Source organism: Spirosoma oryzicola (assembly GCF_021233055.1).
GTDB lineage: Bacteria > Bacteroidota > Bacteroidia > Cytophagales > Spirosomataceae > Spirosoma > Spirosoma oryzicola.
In genome coordinates this window covers 3,259,852-3,276,871 of sequence record NZ_CP089538.1, presented here as the reverse complement: position 1 = coordinate 3,276,871, position 17,020 = coordinate 3,259,852, and the positions used below count along the sequence as shown (strand labels likewise).

Sequence of the window (17,020 nt, the reverse complement as noted above, 5' to 3'; positions counted from 1 at the left end):
CCTATCAGAAGTTTGGTTTCAGCAGATACTTGCTGTAAAAATCATCGATTGCTTTGACAGCTTCGGTAGGTGTGTCTACAACAGTCACCAGTTTCATATCTTCCGGATTGATGTTATGTTCCTGACCCAACATGACGTCGTTGATCCAGTCCATTAACCCACTCCAGAACGAACGGCCTACCAGAACAATAGGGAAACGAGCGATTTTACGGGTTTGAATAAGCGTCATAGCTTCGAACAGTTCGTCAAGAGTTCCTAACCCACCGGGCATGACAACAAACCCCTGCGCGTACTTAACAAACATTACTTTCCGGACGAAAAAGAAGTCGAAGTTGATGCTTTTATCTGGATCGATGTAAATGTTGCTGTGTTGCTCAAAAGGAAGTTTGATGTTTAAACCAACTGATTTCCCGCCTTGCTCAAAGGCTCCTTTGTTACCCGCTTCCATAATACCCGGACCGCCACCGGTGATTACGCCATAACCGTGACGTACCAGCTTAGCCGCAATCTCTTCCGTCATTTTATAGTACGGATTATCAGGTTTGGTGCGGGCCGAACCGAAGATAGAAACACACGGGCCGATTTTGGCGAGTTTGTCGAAACCTTCCACAAACTCCGCCATTACTTTAAAAATTGCCCAGGAGTCGGCTGTTTTAATTTCGTTCCAGTTACGATCCTGAAAGGCGTCTTTGATACGTTGTTCGTCAGGAGTAAGCAGTAACTCGTCGCGCTTTGGTAAGTCTTGCGTAATGCGTTCGGTACTCTGCGTTTCAGAGCGGTGAACATTTTCTTTTGTTTCTTCCATTTGGGTAATAAAAAAGGCAGTGGGCGCGAAACGTACTCACTTCGTTAATAATCAGACTACTACCGTCCTGTGTTGAGTAATAAAATAAAGAGTCAGCAATGAGTCTAACCGCAATTTTTATTAGGGCGGATTCAAATAACGAATAATTTTGCCAAAACGTTTCGTCAGAAACTAGATAAATAAGCTATCCGAATGAATTGATAGCTGAGCCATATGACCAGCATCAATCAATCCATAGCCAACTTTCTACTTATCGTATTGTACTATGCCTGAACACATTGCACTCGGTGCCGATCATGCCGGGTTTACCTACAAGGAAGCGATCAAATCGTGGCTTGAAGACCGTAACTACACCGTAACTGATTTTGGAACTTACTCAGCGGATTCGGCTGACTACGCCGACTTTGCTCACCCGGTTGCGTCAGCGGTCGAAACGGGGAAAGCAGAACGGGGAATCTTGATCTGTGGGAGCGGACAGGGCGTATCCATGACGGCTAATAAACACCCGAACATACGAGCGGCTTTAGTCTGGCAACCCGCCATTGCTCAGCTTACCCGCCAGCATAACGATGCCAACGTGCTTTGCTTACCGGAGCGCTTCATTTCGCTGGACGATGCGCTTCAGTGTGTGCAGCTCTTTCTGGCCACCGAATTTGAGGGAGGACGTCACCAGCAGCGGGTAGACAAGATAGCCTGCTGATTGACCGAACAATGCTAAAGAAGTTATTCGCCCGGATCGTCGCGCTACTCATGGCGGCTGTCCGGGCGAACTGTTTATTTTCGGCGGCTCTCCAGAAACGCTTCGATACGATCTAAGGCTACCGTCAACTCATCAACGCTTGGCAGGCAAACGATGCGGAAGTGATTTTTATCCAGGAAGTTAAATCCGGTTCCGGCTACGACCAGCACTTTCTGTTCCGTCAGCAGATCGTAGACAAACTGCTCGTCGTGGGCAATGTTGAACTGGGTTAAGTCGAGTTTCGGGAAAATATACAGGGCACCTTTCGGCTTCACGCACGATACACCCGGAATGGCCGTCATACGGTCGTAGGCCAGCATAATTTGCTTATAGAGCCGTCCCGCTGGAATAACCAGGTCGTTGATACTTTGGTAGCCACCGAGGGCCGTTTGGATAGCGTACTGCGTTGGTACGTTGGCACAAAGGCGCATACTGGCCAATAACGTTAACCCTTCAATGTAGGATTTGGCCCGTTGTCTGGCCCCACTCATAATCATCCACCCTCCGCGAAAACCGGCAGCCCGATAATTTTTTGATAAACCGCCCATCGTGATGCAGAGCGTATCCTGGATCATCTTGGCTATCGGGTAGTGCATCGTTCCGTCGTACAGAATCCGGTCATAAATCTCGTCGGAGAAGACAATCAGTTTATGCTTTTCAGCGATGCGAGCGATTCCTTCCAGGACACTCTTATCGTAAACGGCACCGGTCGGATTATTGGGGTTGATGACGACGATCGCCCGGGTTCTGGGCGTGATTTTGTTTTCCAGATCGATTAGATCAGGGTTCCAATCGGCGGCTTCATCGCAGACGTAGTGGACGGGTTTCCCCCCACAAAACGCCACAGAAGCGGTCCAGAGTGGATAATCTGGGGTCGGAATAAGCACTTCATCGCCTTCGTTCAGCAATGCCTGCATCGATAACATGATCAGCTCGCTGACACCGTTGCCGATGTAAATGTCATTGATGGTAATGCCCGGCAAGCCAATGTTCTGGGTATAGTGCATAACCGCTTTGCGGGCGGCAAACAACCCACGCGAATCGGAATAACCCTGGGCGTTGCGGATATTCAGGATGATGTCATGAACAATTTCGTCGGGAGCGTCGAAGCCGAACGTTGCCGGGTTACCAATATTCAGGCTAATGATTTTATAGCCCTGACTCTCAAGCTCAAGCGATTTTTCGTAAACCGGCCCTCTGATATCATATTTTAAATGCGTCAGCCGATCGCTCTTTAATATCTCATCCATGCTGCAAAGCTACGAGGCTCGTTTCCCAAAATCAACTGGTGGTTAATAGCGCTTCCTGTAGAAAAACTCAAGCTGATAATTCACGGTCTCGGTTGCCTGGGTTGTCGGATTAACAACAGTTCCGGAGGATTTAAACGGCCCGGTAGACATTTCGCCCGTAGACCGTGCATACTTAAGTGTATAAGGAGTCACTTGACCAGAGGCTGGATTGGGGCGTAGCGTTAACAACGTATCGCGAAACGACCATCGACCTTCTTCGGTGCTTTTGGACGAAGAATTATACGGGGAATACTCTTCCGAATACGTCGAATCGGATCGAAAGGTATAGGTATCGGTGCCGAGATTGGTGCTGACCGTTCCATTCAACGTAGAGTAGGAAGCGGGCAGGTTCGAAATGGTGTAGCGGTTGATATCCCACTGGCCGACAATTGGGCCTGAGTCAGCCGCTACCTCATTTTCTCTTGAACAGGCGGCAAGAACGCTCGCGCAAAAGACCGCAAGCAGAAAAAGTAAGGATTTTTGTTTCACGGGATTGAAGGATTCATTACTCAATAGTTGCCTGATCGCGTTGGCAAGATTACAAAAAACGGAGCGAATTGTCTGCTTATCGTTTAAACGTAATTGCCCGGCCTTCCTGAGGTACTAAAAACTGGTTTTCTGGAATATGTTTTTCCTGGAGTGCTTTCCTCAAATCGTTCGCTGGCTCGTAGAGGCCGTCGTCGCCCTGCTGGAACGTACCAAAGTGAATGCCCACGGCTTGCTGTGCTTTCGTATCCAGAAGGGCCTGGACAGCACCGGCTGGCGACACATGGACCGGAGCCATAAACCATTCGGGGCGGTACGAGCCAATCGGTAAGAGTGCCACTTTAATGGGACCGGTCGAACTACGCGATGCCTGTTCGCCAATGCGTTTGAAGTGCGGACCGTAGCCACTGTCCCCGCAGAAATAAACCGTACCGAAACCCGTGTGCAGCAGATAACCGCACCAAAGCGTTTCGTCGCGGTCGCCCATGCCCCGGTTGCTGAAATGCTGCGCCTGTACGCAGGTCAATTGTAAGTTGTCGTTTACCCGTAAGGTGTCATTCCAATCTAATTCGCGCGTTGTCCGACCGTCTACCGACTTTGGCAGATAGGATACACCAAGTGGTGTGACAAAAAGCGGGTTATGCGCTTTGACCAGTTTTTTTAGCGTCGGTAAGTCAAGGTGGTCGTAATGATTGTGGCTGAGCAGCACTACGTCGATGGGCGGTAGTTCGTCAAAACGTAAGCCCGGCGGACGTTTACGCTTGACACCCAGCCACGAGGTGGGGCCAACGCGTTTCGACCAGACAGGATCGGTCAGAATATTAAGGCCGTTTGTCTGAAGCAGAAATGTAGAATGGTTGACGAATGTAACGACCAGGCTATCGCCTTCGACGCGTGTGGCTGGTCGTGGCCCCACGAAGGCGTCGGGTTGCTCCGGCCACGGGCCTTTGTCGCGGTGCAACAGCCACTTTAGCACTCCCCCCGATGTTCGTTCGGGCATGTTCGGGTTGACAAACTTTTTGCCGTTAAAGTGATCCGTAACCGGGCCTTTGTAGTGCGGGGCGCAGGCTGTCAGCGCCGACAGGAGCCACAGAAAGAGAATGAAGCGAGATCTAATCATTAGTTAAAATAAAACCAATTGTCCGGTACCACCCCGTTCGTGTTCCAGCAGCCACTTTTTACGCCAGAGGCCACCCGCGTAGCCGGTCAGCGAACCGTTGGAGCCAATGATCCGGTGGCAGGGAACGACAATCCAAAGCGGATTTTTTCCGTTGGCAGCGGCTACCGCCCGAATCGCTTTCTCGTCGCCGATACGCCGGGTTAGGGCCAGGTACGAAAGCGTTGTGCCGAAGGGTACGTTCAAGAGTGCTTTCCAGACCGTTTGTTGAAAGGTGGTACCCGCCGGGTTGATCAGGAAGTCGAACGTTTTGCGCGTTCCGGCAAAGTAATCTGCTAACTGCTGGACGGCCTGGCTGACGGGTTCGGGAATGAATGCCGAGACGGGTTCGTCGACCGAAACGTTCACGCAGGAGATGGCCGAAACCCCGGCTTCATCCCCCGTCACCTGAACAAGACCCAGCGGTGATTCAAAAATGATGGTCGTCATTGTTATGGAAAGTTAGCCAATATCGGGGATTTTCGTCGTAAACCCTATCTTTGCGGACTCAGTAACTGATTATGACAGAGCAGAAAATTTCCTTACAAGACATTATTGCCCACGCTAAAGAATACGGTTTCGTATTCCCATCTTCCGAAATCTACGATGGTCTCCAGGCTGTATATGATTATGGTCAGAATGGCGTCGAGCTGAAAAATAATCTCAAGACATTGTGGTGGAAGGCAATGACCCAGCTCCACGATAACGTTGTTGGCATTGACGCGTCGATCTTTATGCACCCGCTCACCTGGAAAGCGTCGGGGCACGTCGATTCGTTCAATGATCCCATGATCGACAACCGCGATTCGAAAAAGCGGTACCGGGCCGATCAGCTCATTGAGCAGAAAGCTGAGATCTACGAAACCAACGGCGACGAAGAAAAAGGGAAAGCCCTGCGCGAAGAGCTGGCCCGGCTGCTGGGTAACGAAGACCTCGACGGTGTTCGGAATCTGATTATTGCGGAAGGAATCAAAGATCCGGTTTCGGGCAATGACAACTGGACGGAGGTACGTCAGTTTAACCTGATGTTTTCGACGCAGGTGGGTTCGCTGGCCGAAGATGCCAGTCTGATTTACCTGCGCCCCGAAACGGCACAGGGGATCTTTGTGAACTTTCTGAACGTACAAAAAACGGGTCGGATGAAAATTCCGTTTGGCATTGCTCAGATCGGGAAAGCGTTCCGGAACGAAATTGTAGCGCGGCAGTTCACCTTCCGGATGCGGGAGTTTGAGCAGATGGAAATGCAGTTCTTTGTTCGGCCTGGTACCGAAATGGAGTGGTACGAACGCTGGCGGGATACGCGCCTGAAATTCCACCAGGCATTGGGACTTCCTGCGGAGAAACTCAAATTCCATATTCACGAAAAATTAGCGCACTACGCCAATGCCGCCGTGGATATTGAGTACCAGTTTCCGTTTGGTTTTCGGGAAATGGAAGGCATTCACTCCCGCACGGATTTTGACCTGAAATCGCACCAGGAGTTAAGCCGTAAAAAACAACAGTATTTCGACAACGATGTTGATCCGGCAACGGGCAAGCCATATGGCAATTATGTTCCATACGTGGTCGAAACGTCGGTAGGAGCGGACCGGTTGTTCCTAGCTATCTTTTGCAACGCGTTCACTAAAGAAACGGTCGGTGAGGGCGACGATCAGAAAGAGCGTACCTACCTCAAACTGCATCCGGCGCTGGCACCGGTGAAAGCGGCTGTATTCCCGCTCGTGCGCAAGGATGGCCTGCCCGAAAAAGCACAGGAAATTGTCAAGAGTCTGCGGTCGGAGTTTCGGATTATCTACGAAGATCGGGATGCGATTGGCAAGCGTTATACCCGGCAGGACCTAATTGGAACCCCGTTCTGTATTGCGGTCGATTATCAGTCCCTGGAAGATAACACGGTTACGATCCGGTACCGCGACACCACCGAGCAGATCCGCGTTCCAATCAGTGAACTCAAAGCGCGCATCGGACAGGAAGTGTCGATCGAACGCGTTCTGGAAAAAATGTAATCACAAGTCAGCTTTTAGCGCATGAAAATGGGCTCCGTCGATAGTGACGGAGCCCATTCTTTTAAGACAGGTGTTGCAAGAAGCGAAAAACCGCTGACTTAATTCAAGTGTGGCATATTATTGACTAACTGCCGACGAACGCTGCTCCAGCGCCGACGTGATACGGGTAATACGTCGCCGGTGCTTAGGTGAACCAACCCACCTGTATCGGTGCGTTCCAGCCGCTCTACGTACCGACGGTTGACGACGCAGTTACGGTGCAACCGGATAAACCAGTCGGTTGGCAGTTTGGGCATGTAATACTTTAGCGTACGTGGCATGAGCATCCGACGTCCATCCATCCAGTTCAACCAACTGTAGTTGGCAACTGCCTGCATATAGACCAAGTCTGAAACAGGAAACGACTGCCGCCCTGTCTCACGCAGGTATAACTTCAAGGGGGGCCATTCAGCGGGTGTAGTACGGGCCGAAGCTGTGACAGAGGATACGTAGGTCATAAAAATTTACATTTAGCGGTGCTTGCCTGTTAGGCCAGAAAAGAAGATATGCAATGATACTACGTATGAATTCGAACGACTTGTTCATTCGTAACAAGTGCTATAAAATTTGTAACATACCCACTAATTGGCTCACTTTTACGAGCAAATGGTTACCTGCCGCTCAATAAAGAAAGTCCCGGATGCACATCCGGGACTTTCTTTATTGAGCGGTAAACGCAGGAGGATCGACTAGTTAGGTCGATTTGTGGCGGTTTTGTTCGACGTATTCGGAGGGTGTCAGACCGTGGTGCTCTTTAAATACCTTCGAAAAATAAGCGGGCGTGTCGAAGCCAATGGCATAGGCAACATCGGAAATCGGAACATTCGTCAGCAGCATTTCGCTGGCCCGGTTCAGTCGCACCGCCCGGATCAGTTCATTAGGCGAAAGACCGGTCATCGCCTTCACTTTGCGGTTCAGGTGCATCCGACTCATGTTGACAGCCGCAGCCAGTGGCTCTACCCCAAAGGTTGTATCTCCCAGCCGGGCGTTAAGGACTGCGTAGATTTTGTTCATGAACTCATCTTCGGGAACAGCACTGACGGTTGGTACGTGCCCTTCACTCAACAGCCTTGTTCGGAAGTGCTGACTAAACCGCCGTTGCTGTTCCAGCCGGTTTCGAACGCGCCAGCGAAGTTCATCGACCTGAAAAGGTTTGGCAATGTAATCATCAGCGCCTGCGGCTAGCCCTTCAACCCGGCTTTCGATGGACGATTTGGCCGTTAACAGCAGCACCGGAATATGGTTGGTGATGGGATTGCTTTTCAATTGCCTACACAGTTCATACCCGTCCATCTCGGGCATCAGCACGTCGCTGATCACTAAATCCGGACCATCGGCAAGGGCCGCTTCGATGCCTTCCTGACCATTGCTAGCCCGCTGGACCCGCCAGTCGGAACGAAGAATGTCCGTTACAAACTCGGCGATGTCGTCATTGTCTTCTACCAGTAAGAGGTGGGGTAGGTCGGTTACGGCATTTTCCTCGTCCAACGGCTGCAATGACGGCTCGGGCAAGTGATTGACCAAGTCGGGCGTGGAGGCCGCAATTGAAGCTAGAGCGATTGTGGGCTGGCAGGGCAATTCGACGGTAAAGGTCGATCCTTTGCCGGGCTGACTTTCCACCTGAATCGTTCCCTGCATGATATCGACCAATTCTTTAACCAAGGCCAATCCAATACCCGAGCCAACCAGTTCGGGTTTGTCGGCTTGATTGATTTGGTAAAATCGGTTGAAAATCAAAGGTAATTTCTGATTTGAAATACCAATACCCGTGTCTTTAACGATGATTCGTAAACTATTGATTGAGGTTGGTACGTCAGCCGGAGCGCCAGGGTCTACCGCCGTGAATGTAAAGAAGTTGACGTCGATCGTGCCATTCTTGTCCGTGAACTTTAAGGCATTCGCCAATAAGTTATTGATAATCTTCTCGACTTTGTCGGCGTCGAACCAATACATCCGTTGCGCCAGCTGGTAGTAGACGCGCAGCTTGATATTTTTTCGCTGCGCTTCCTGCTCAAAGGAACTGACCGTGCGCTCCAGGAAATCGGGCAGATCGCCCTGGGTAGGTACAACGGTCAGGCTGCCGGTTTCGAGCTTTGCCAGATCAAGCAATTCGTTGATAAGACGCAGCAATTGGCTCGCGTTCCGGTACACCATGCCCAGTCGGCTATGCTGGTGCGGATCGTTAACCTCTTTGAGTAACTGCTCAAGTGGACTCAGAATAAGCGTTAACGGCGTGCGAAACTCGTGTGTAATGTTAGCGAAGAACCGGGACTTGATTTCATCAATGGTTTTTAGCTGGATGGATTCCTGCTCCCGTAATTCCATGCGACTTTGAAGCCGAACCCGATTGATCCGTATTCTGACGAACGCGATGATAGCGCCTACCAAAAGAAGCGCGTAGAAGGCATACGCCCACCAGGTAGACCAGGGAGCTGGTTTGATGACAACGCGAATCTGATGGGTGTAAGGACTCCACACCCCCGATGTGTTTGATGCGTTGACAACAAAGGTGTAGGTTGCCGGTGGCAGATTCGTGTACGTAGCGGAAGCCTGGTTACCGTTATACACCCAATCGTTATCCAGTCCGATCAGTTTGTACCGATACTGATTTTTACTGCTGTGGTTAAACTGCAACGCGGCAAAATCAAACGACAAAAAGTTCTGCTGGTGATTAAGGATGATCTCACGAGTTTCGTTGATGTCCTGCGTGAGCGGAGAATCGGGGACGGTTGCATCGACAAGCTGGTTGTTAACCCGAAGGGCTGTCAGGGCAACAACGGGCTTGAAGGCATTATCGATGACACGGCGCGGATAAAAAGCAACGTAGCCATTTGAACCACCAAAAATAATACGGCCATCGGGCAGGGAAATGTCGTGGAATCGGTTGAACTCATCGCCGGGCAGTCCATCGTCGGTGGTGTAGTTGCGTACTTCGAACGTGCGCGTGTCGAATCGGCAAAGGCCCCGGTTGGTGCTGAGCCAGAGATGACCGTCCGCGTCGGGGCGAATGCCATAAATAACGTTGTTGGGTAGACCATTCCGAACGGTAAACGTACGGATCGTGCCGGTATGCTTATCCAGACGGCACAGACCGTTGCCGTAGGTTCCTATCCATAAATAATTGTACTGCTTCGGATCTTGGGCCAGGCTGAGTAACGAATTGATCGGGAGAGCGTTGGGATCTTCGGGATTCACACGCCAGTGAATCAATCGCTTATCTGCCAGGTCGGCCCGAAGCAGACCATGACTTTGCGTAGCCAGATAAATGCGGCCACCGTCAACCTGCATGGCCATAACTTCGTACGGGTGACCCGATGGCAACGGCAAAGGAAAAGCGGTAAACGAGCGTTTGGCCGGATCGTAGCGTACAACGGCCCGTCCGTCGGGTGCCAGCAGCCCCCAGAATTCGCCTTCGGCTCCAACAGCCAGCGCCGATAGTCGGAAAGCGCCCTTGGTCAACCACTTGGCTTCAATACCCGTAGGCGGAATGGGTTCAAACTTCCAGAGCGATGAATTATACCGGAACACGGGCGTTTTAAGTCCACCCACCCACAGGCTCTTACTGCGGTCGAGTTGATACCGTAGTGTAAAAGGGTCCTGTACTCTGATTTCTGGTGGAATGGCGGTAGCCGGCATACCGTACTGCTGGCTTATCCAGTCCGTCTGGAAATTGATCGCATAAGGCCGGGCCTGAAAAGGTCGTTTGTTGAGGTCATATTTAGCCACACCCTGACCGTTGGTACCAATCCACAGCACGTTTGACCGGTCAATCAGCATCGACAGCGGGAGGCTATGAACAACCGATGGAGCCGTCGGTATTTCCAGGGGCGTTAGCCCTGTTTTGTCGTTGTAGCGATACAGATTTACATAATCGTTTCCGTGATGGTCAACCGTGAATAGGGGAGGGAACGTTGGCTGATCGGGTACAGCAACGACCTGCCGGGTTTCACCGCCGTTCGGGTTAAAAACGGCAAACTGCCCCGGAAAGCTAAGCAGCAACTCGCCGTTTTTGCGTTCGTGCAGCGCCCGCACGTCATTTCGCGGCAAGCCATTTGCCGTCCGAAAAACGGTAAACTGATGCGCTCTCGGGTCATAGCGGTGAAGACCGTCGGCGGTTGCCAGCCACAAATATCCGTGGCGGTCAACGAGCAGAGCGTCAATCCGGTGCTGAACCGTGTCGTTTTTAATCGCCCAGTTGCGTTGACTGATTCCGCCGTCGGGGCCTAGCAGAAAAAAGCCATTGGATTGTGTAGCTACCCATACATTGCCCTGCTGGTCGGGGTAGATAGCCGTCAGCAGATGATGATTGACGATGCTGCGAAAAGCGGGAGAATCGGAAACCCGACGCGTTTGCTCGGTTGTTGGGTTAAACTGATCGACGTTGTTGTTTTCCGTACGGGTCCAGAGCGAACCCCGGCTGTCTTCCTTTATTTCGTAAATACTGCTGAAAGAAGGAGACTGCGCATTGTGAGGGTCGTGATGGTAGACCTTGAAACGGAGACCATCGAAGCGGCACAGCCCATCGCGGGTAGCCAGCCAGACAAAGCCCCGCCGATCCTGGAGCATTGATTTAATAAGCCCTTGCGGCAGGCCATTCTGCATAGACAGGTAATCCGGGCTTGGTCCAAAGGCCCAGCTTAACTGACCAATCAATAGAAAGGACAGCACGAAAAAAACACCGCTGGAAGATCTACGCATACACCCGAAGGTTACCTGTTTACATAGGCTCACTGGATAAACGAGTAAAAAGGCTAAATTAGCGCTAGCAGCTGTGGCTTTTCGATGTTTATATGCTATTCGTATCGGGTAGTTGTCTGCTCCCATTCGTTTCGTTTTAGGACCAAAATCCGCCTATGCACCTAGTGCTTAAAACCCATGTCAATCAGCCCATCGCAACGGTATGGAACGGCTTTGACCGAAGCCTTTTCAATCGGCTCAGTCCGCCCTTTCCGCCCGTTGAGGTCGTGCGTTTCGATGGTTGCCTTCAGGGCGATGTCGTTCATCTGCGGCTTAATTTCCTGCTTGTCAAACAGGACTGGATTAGTTTGATTGTCGATCAGCAGTCAACGGATCAGGAAATCTATTTTGTTGATCAGGGCACGCGCCTGCCTTTTTTCCTTACATCCTGGCACCACCGCCATCGCCTGTTGCGTGACTCCGGAAGCGGAACAGTCATTGTTGACGATATCCGGTTCAAAACTCCGTTTCTGGTGACGGATATCCTGCTGTATCCAGTAATGTGGCTGCTGTTTACTTATCGAAAACCGATCTATAAAAGGACGTTTAGGTAAGCGTTTGTTTATTAATTGGCTTATTAGTTTACCTGCATATTACGTCAATGAATCGGGTTTTGCAAAAAAAATGTATATTAACCGGTAGGTTTAGGATAAAAAAGGCGATAGGACTGAGCGAGGGGGCTTTTTAGGAATGGATGTTTTTATGAGTGCCCGGATTCTGCTACTTTTGTCAGTACGGCTACTTGACCTATTTGCATGAAACTCCCCAACTTGACAACCCGCATCTTTCTGGGTATGGTACTTGGTATCCTGATCGGCTATTTGTTTCCGGCCACCGATGCAGGATTTTCGGGAACTGATCTGAACATACTTTCTAAAATTTTTCTCCGGCTCATCAAAATGATTATTGGGCCGCTGGTATTTGCTACGCTTGTGGTCGGGATTGCCAAACTAGGCGATTTTGGTACGGTAGGACGTATTGGCTTAAAAACATTAGCGTACTTCTATTTTGCAACCATCCTGTCCTTAGTGGTTGGCCTTCTGGTGGTTAACATCATGAAGCCGGGTGAAGTGATGAGCTTACCCTTACCCGCCAAAGGTACCGATACGGGGGTTGAGGTTCAAAAACTCACGTTCGATAATTTCATTACGCACATCGTCCCGACAAGTTTTTTCGAAGCGATGGCAACGAATGAAATTCTTCAAATCGTTATTTTCAGCATCTTCTTTGGTATCGCTGTTGGTTCAGTAGGTGCACAGGGGAAGATTGTCATCAAAGCGCTGGATGCCCTGTCACACATCATGTTCAAGGTAACCAGTTACGTCATGTCCTTTGCCCCGTTTGGTGTGCTGGGTGCTATTGCCGCCGTGGTGGCTCAGCAGGGACTGGGTATTCTGACGGGCTACGTTTATTTAATTTTCTGCTTTTTCGGCGGTCTTTTGTTTTTTGTTTTCGTCGTTCTGGCCTTGATCTGCGTGGTGGCTCGCATTCCGTACGTCGCTTTGCTGAAGGAAGTTCGCTCGGCTATCATCCTGTCATTTAGCACCGCCAGTTCGGAAGCGTCTTTCCCGCAAACCATCGAAGCATTACGCCGGTTTGGCTGTTCGGAGCGGATTATCTCCTTTGTGCTGCCGCTGGGCTACTCGTTTAATCTGGACGGGTCGATGCTGTACATGACATTCGCAACGGCTTTCATCGCGCAGGCTTATCACGTGCCCCTTAGCCTGGAGCAGCAAATTACGATGATGCTGACTCTGATGATTACGTCCAAGGGAATTGCCGGAGTGCCACGGGCATCGCTGGTCGTTATTGCCGGAACGATGTCTTTGTTTAATCTGCCGATCGAAGGATTGGCCTTGCTACTGGGTATCGACCAGGTGCTCGATATGGGCCGTAGCGCGACGAGCGTAGCCGGTAATGCCGTGGCTACCTGTGTTATCTCAAAATGGGAAGGTGAATTCCGGACACAACCCATTGATTCAGAAGAGACCGCTACCGTTTAATCAGTCGTTTGCCGTTCACACAGCCAGTTCAATGTCAAAAAATGACGCTATGTACTTTTGATCGTTCTAACCGATCTGTACAAAGGTACTAAGCCTTCTTTTTATGACTCAATCCGCCGTGCTGGAGACCGAACTGGCTCCTTTTTTCACTACCAAAGCTCCTTTTCAGTTCCCGATCAATTTTCGGGAAGGGTTCGTTAAATACTGGCCCATTGTTTCACTGGTACTCCTGGTTATTGCCTTGCCGGGTATCCTGGTCTTTCTGGGTCTGGGAGCCGCGCTGGTTCCCGTCGCCTACGTCGGTGGAATTGGTACCGGATTCGGCTATACGATTTCCATGGTCTTATCGCTAGTCGGCCTTGTATTGGGTATACTGGCCTTACCGGGGTTGTTTAACCGGAAGCGGTCCGGTTGGGTATTCAGTTATTATGCCCAGCTCCTTAGCATACTAACCAGTGTGTTCGCCTTTAGCCTGCTGGGTATTTTGATCGGCTTGATTTTTCTGATGCTGCTGTTCCAGGTGAGAGATTATTACAACTGATAAAGAGTAACGGTAAAAGCCTTTTAAGGCCACAGCTTACGAGTTGTGGCTTTTTTTATTGCCGTCCGTACAGCCCGGTGACAGTTTATCCGTAATTTGGTTGATCTTACCTTGTCTATATCCGTAGTTTGGCTGGAGAAAGTGTTAACAACTTACCTAAACGGAATGAATATTCTCGAAACCCACCACATTGTCAAGCAGTACGCCGAGCATCGGGCATTGGACGACGTCAGTCTGACCGTTCCTCAGGGATGCATTTTTGGATTGCTTGGTCCGAACGGCGCTGGTAAAACGTCACTTATCCGGATCATCAATCAGATTACCGCTCCCGACTCCGGCGAGGTTATCCTGGGCGGTCAACGACTCAATCCGGACCACATCCGGCGAATCGGCTACCTTCCCGAAGAACGGGGGTTGTACAAAAAAATGAAAGTAGGGGAGCAGCTGCTTTATCTGGCCCAGCTGAAAGGGCTAAGCGAGAAGCAGGCGATGGAGAAGCTCAAAATCTGGTTTGTCAAGTTTGACATCAAGACTTGGTGGACTAAACAGATTCAGGATCTTTCGAAAGGGATGCAGCAGAAAGTGCAGTTTGTGGCTACCGTCATGCACGAACCCGATCTGATTATTCTCGATGAGCCGTTTTCGGGATTTGACCCGATCAACGCCAATCTGATCAAGGACGAAATCCTTGAATTACGCGACAGCGGCAAAACAATTATTTTCTCGACGCACCGCATGGAGTCGGTAGAAGAACTCTGCGACAACATTGCCCTGATCAACCGCTCGCACAAGGTACTGGACGGTTCCAAGCGAGCGATCAAAGAGCAGTTCAAAACCCATACTTACCACGTCGAATACCAGGGAACACTAAGCGCTCTGCCGTCGGCCTTCGAGGTGTTGGCTACCCGCCCGGTCGATGAGGGCTTTTACCGCGCCGACATTCGGATTCCGCCCGATGCCGCCGTCAATGAACTGATCCGTATTCTGCTCGATCAGGTTGCTGTTCGTTCGTTTGGCGAAAACATCCCAAGCATGAACGAGATCTTTATCCAGGCTGTGGGCGAAGCCATAGACTAATCAAACCAGCGATGCGGTTGGTCGATACGGGCTAGCTCAGTAATACGCTCAAACTACCTAATTACGAATCATTCTGACCTTTACTTTATTAAGCAATGAATATAATTGCCTTGATTATCAAGCGTGAATACCTGACCCGAGTGCGTAAACGGTCGTTTCTGATTATGACGATTCTGGGGCCGCTGCTGATTTTTAGCTTCTACGCGATTATTGGCTGGGCAGCTGTGAGTTCGATCAACCAGAAGAAAATAGCGGTTGTTGACGATAGCGGTCGGTTTGTTAACAAGTTTAAAAACGACGACGAAACTGTCTATGCCTATCCGAAAGAATCTTTGCCGGAAGCCAAAAAGTCATTCGTAAAACAAGGATACGACGCGCTGGTATTCATCCCGAAAAACGTCATTGAGGAACCAAAGTCCGTTCAGATTTTTGCGGAGAAAAGTGTTAGCTTGACCTTACAAAGCAACATTGAGAAGGCGATTTCAAAGGAAATTGAAACCATCAAACTAAGCCAGGCGGGAATTACCCAGCAAATCATTCAGGATGCAAAAGTGAATGTCGATGCGCAGACGATTAGCCTGAGCGAGGAAGGAGAGCGAAACAGTAATGCGATTGCCATGACGATCATTGGCTATTTCTGCGCCTTTATGATCTACATATCCGTATTTATTTACGGAACGCAGGTCATGCGCGGGGTTATGGAAGAAAAAACCAACCGCATCGTGGAAGTGATTATCTCGTCGGTGAAGCCCTTTCAGCTCATGTTAGGGAAAATTCTGGGCGTGGCGCTCGTTGGACTTACCCAGTTTATGCTGTGGATTTTGCTGACCGTTGGTCTTTTTTCGGTGGGGGGCGCTCTGGTTGGCGACAAGGCTGATCGGGGACGGCAGGCCATGCAAGCGTCGGGAGCCGTGACACAGGCACCTGCTATGGCCAGCAGTCAGGCATCGTCGGGCGCACTAACCAGCGTCGTTCGTGCGGTTGAGACGCTTAATATTCCGTTGATTGTCGCTTGTTTCCTGTTTTACTTCCTGGGGGGGTACCTGCTTTACAGTGCCTTGTTTGGGGCGATTGGGGCCGCCGTTGACAACGAGACGGAAACGCAGCAGTTTATGTTTCCAATTACGCTGCCAATCATCGGTTCTATTGCTGTAGCGCAGTTCGTTATGCGTGATCCTGACGGGGCGCTGGCATTCTGGACATCCATTATTCCGTTTACCTCGCCGGTGGTGATGATGGTCCGTATTCCCTTTGGCGTACCAGTCTGGGAATTGGTATTGTCGATGATTTTGCTGGTGCTGGGCTTCATGGGAACAACCTGGCTGGCCGCTCGGATTTACCGCGTTGGTATTCTGATGTACGGCAAAAAAGTGACCTACAAGGAACTGTCGAAGTGGTTATTTTATAAAGCATAAGGAGGTCGTCTGTTCATCGTGTCGCCTTGCGCGTTCGTAAAGCCCACCGGACACGATGAACCAACGACTACAAACCAAACACCTTGCTTGCTCGCCGTTTCTAATCTTACCAAAGCCTATAATGGCCGTACTGTGCTGACGGTACCGGCGCTAACGTTGACGCCCGGCATCCATTACTTTCGGGGTGGCAACGGCTCCGGAAAAACTACGTTTTTTCGAACGGTAGCCGGGTTGCTGCCTTTTTCGGGGACGATTATTCTTGACAATCAGTACGAAATCAGCAAGGCCCCGGTGGCTTATCGAATGCGTGTAAATTACGCCGAAGCAGAACCGCTGTATCCAGACTTTCTGACAGCCCGTGACCTGGCTGGATTTGTCGGCAAGGCGAAACAAGCGCCTACCCATCAGGTCAATAGGCTGGCCGAACTGTTGGGCGTGGATAAGTTCTGGACACAGACCACGGGTACGTTTTCGAGCGGAATGCTCAAAAAATTGTCGTTGCTGTTGGCTTTGCTGGGTAATCCCCGACTCGTTCTGCTGGACGAACCGTTGACCACACTGGACGTGGCTACGGGCGCTAAGCTGTTCGATTACATACGGCAGCTTACGACAGATCAGTCCGTTTCGTTTCTGCTAACCTCGCATCAGGATGTTAGCTTAACCGGCTTGTCTATTACGCGTGTCTGGCAGGTTGGCGATGGAGTTATCCTTCCTGCAACCTGACCGG

The 17,020-nt window shown here is 50.5% G+C and carries 15 protein-coding genes; 8 read left to right on the top strand and 7 right to left on the bottom strand.

Features of this window, described 5'->3' with window-relative positions; genetic code table 11:
- Positions 1-4: 4 nt before the first annotated feature.
- The gene (locus tag LQ777_RS13910; protein WP_232558530.1) at positions 5-805 is read right to left on the bottom strand and encodes an LOG family protein; all 801 of its coding nucleotides are present in this window, start codon (positions 803-805) and stop codon (positions 5-7) included.
- A 265-nt stretch (positions 806-1,070) separates the two neighbouring features.
- Between LQ777_RS13910 and rpiB the strand changes: the two genes are divergently transcribed.
- The gene (rpiB, locus tag LQ777_RS13905) at positions 1,071-1,505 is read left to right on the top strand and encodes a ribose 5-phosphate isomerase B (RefSeq protein ID WP_232558529.1); all 435 of its coding nucleotides are present in this window, start codon (positions 1,071-1,073) and stop codon (positions 1,503-1,505) included.
- Positions 1,506-1,579: 74 nt separating this feature from the next.
- Here the strand turns inward: rpiB and LQ777_RS13900 are convergent, their stop codons facing one another.
- The 4 genes from LQ777_RS13900 to LQ777_RS13885 all read right to left on the bottom strand — a co-directional run bounded on the left by LQ777_RS13900 (position 1,580) and on the right by LQ777_RS13885 (position 4,925).
- Positions 1,580-2,794, bottom strand: a complete 1,215-nt coding sequence (locus LQ777_RS13900; protein WP_232558528.1) for a pyridoxal phosphate-dependent aminotransferase — start codon at positions 2,792-2,794, stop codon at positions 1,580-1,582.
- A 42-nt stretch (positions 2,795-2,836) separates the two neighbouring features.
- Positions 2,837-3,322, bottom strand: a complete 486-nt coding sequence (locus LQ777_RS13895; protein WP_232558527.1) for a lipocalin family protein — start codon at positions 3,320-3,322, stop codon at positions 2,837-2,839.
- Positions 3,323-3,398: 76 nt separating this feature from the next.
- Entirely contained in the window at positions 3,399-4,439 is a 1,041-nt protein-coding gene (locus LQ777_RS13890; protein ID WP_232558526.1) for an MBL fold metallo-hydrolase, read from the bottom strand.
- A gap of 3 nt (positions 4,440-4,442) precedes the next feature.
- Positions 4,443-4,925 carry a methylated-DNA--[protein]-cysteine S-methyltransferase gene (locus tag LQ777_RS13885; protein ID WP_232558525.1) on the bottom strand — a complete coding sequence of 161 codons (483 nt, stop codon included), beginning with the start codon at positions 4,923-4,925 and terminating at the stop codon, positions 4,443-4,445.
- Positions 4,926-4,996: 71 nt separating this feature from the next.
- Between LQ777_RS13885 and LQ777_RS13880 the strand changes: the two genes are divergently transcribed.
- Positions 4,997-6,481, top strand: a complete 1,485-nt coding sequence (locus LQ777_RS13880) for a glycine--tRNA ligase (protein WP_232558524.1) — start codon at positions 4,997-4,999, stop codon at positions 6,479-6,481.
- 98 nt (positions 6,482-6,579) lie between these two features.
- Here LQ777_RS13880 and LQ777_RS13875 read toward each other — a convergent pair whose 3' ends face one another.
- Both LQ777_RS13875 and LQ777_RS13870 read right to left on the bottom strand, forming a co-directional pair.
- The gene (locus LQ777_RS13875) at positions 6,580-6,978 is read right to left on the bottom strand and encodes a LytR/AlgR family response regulator transcription factor (protein ID WP_232558523.1); all 399 of its coding nucleotides are present in this window, start codon (positions 6,976-6,978) and stop codon (positions 6,580-6,582) included.
- Positions 6,979-7,213: 235 nt separating this feature from the next.
- Positions 7,214-11,218, bottom strand: a complete 4,005-nt coding sequence (locus LQ777_RS13870) for a hybrid sensor histidine kinase/response regulator transcription factor (protein WP_232558522.1) — start codon at positions 11,216-11,218, stop codon at positions 7,214-7,216.
- 155 nt (positions 11,219-11,373) lie between these two features.
- On the opposite strand from LQ777_RS13870, the gene LQ777_RS13865 reads away from it, so the two are divergent.
- The 6 genes from LQ777_RS13865 (at position 11,374) to LQ777_RS13840 (ending at position 17,016) form a co-directional block, all read left to right on the top strand.
- On the top strand, positions 11,374-11,811 hold the full coding sequence (locus LQ777_RS13865) for an SRPBCC family protein (RefSeq protein ID WP_232558521.1): 438 nt from the start codon (positions 11,374-11,376) through the stop codon (positions 11,809-11,811).
- Between the two features lie 201 nt (positions 11,812-12,012).
- Entirely contained in the window at positions 12,013-13,260 is a 1,248-nt protein-coding gene (locus LQ777_RS13860) for a dicarboxylate/amino acid:cation symporter (RefSeq protein WP_232558520.1), read from the top strand.
- Positions 13,261-13,363: 103 nt separating this feature from the next.
- Positions 13,364-13,801 (top strand): chromate transporter, encoded by a 438-nt coding sequence (locus tag LQ777_RS13855; RefSeq protein WP_232558519.1) that lies wholly within the window; start codon positions 13,364-13,366, stop codon positions 13,799-13,801.
- 165 nt (positions 13,802-13,966) lie between these two features.
- Positions 13,967-14,878, top strand: a complete 912-nt coding sequence (locus tag LQ777_RS13850) for an ABC transporter ATP-binding protein (RefSeq protein ID WP_232558518.1) — start codon at positions 13,967-13,969, stop codon at positions 14,876-14,878.
- Between the two features lie 95 nt (positions 14,879-14,973).
- Entirely contained in the window at positions 14,974-16,293 is a 1,320-nt protein-coding gene (locus tag LQ777_RS13845) for an ABC transporter permease (protein ID WP_232558517.1), read from the top strand.
- 87 nt (positions 16,294-16,380) lie between these two features.
- Positions 16,381-17,016 carry an ABC transporter ATP-binding protein gene (locus tag LQ777_RS13840; protein WP_232558516.1) on the top strand — a complete coding sequence of 212 codons (636 nt, stop codon included), beginning with the start codon at positions 16,381-16,383 and terminating at the stop codon, positions 17,014-17,016.
- The last annotated feature ends 4 nt before the right edge of the window (positions 17,017-17,020 follow it).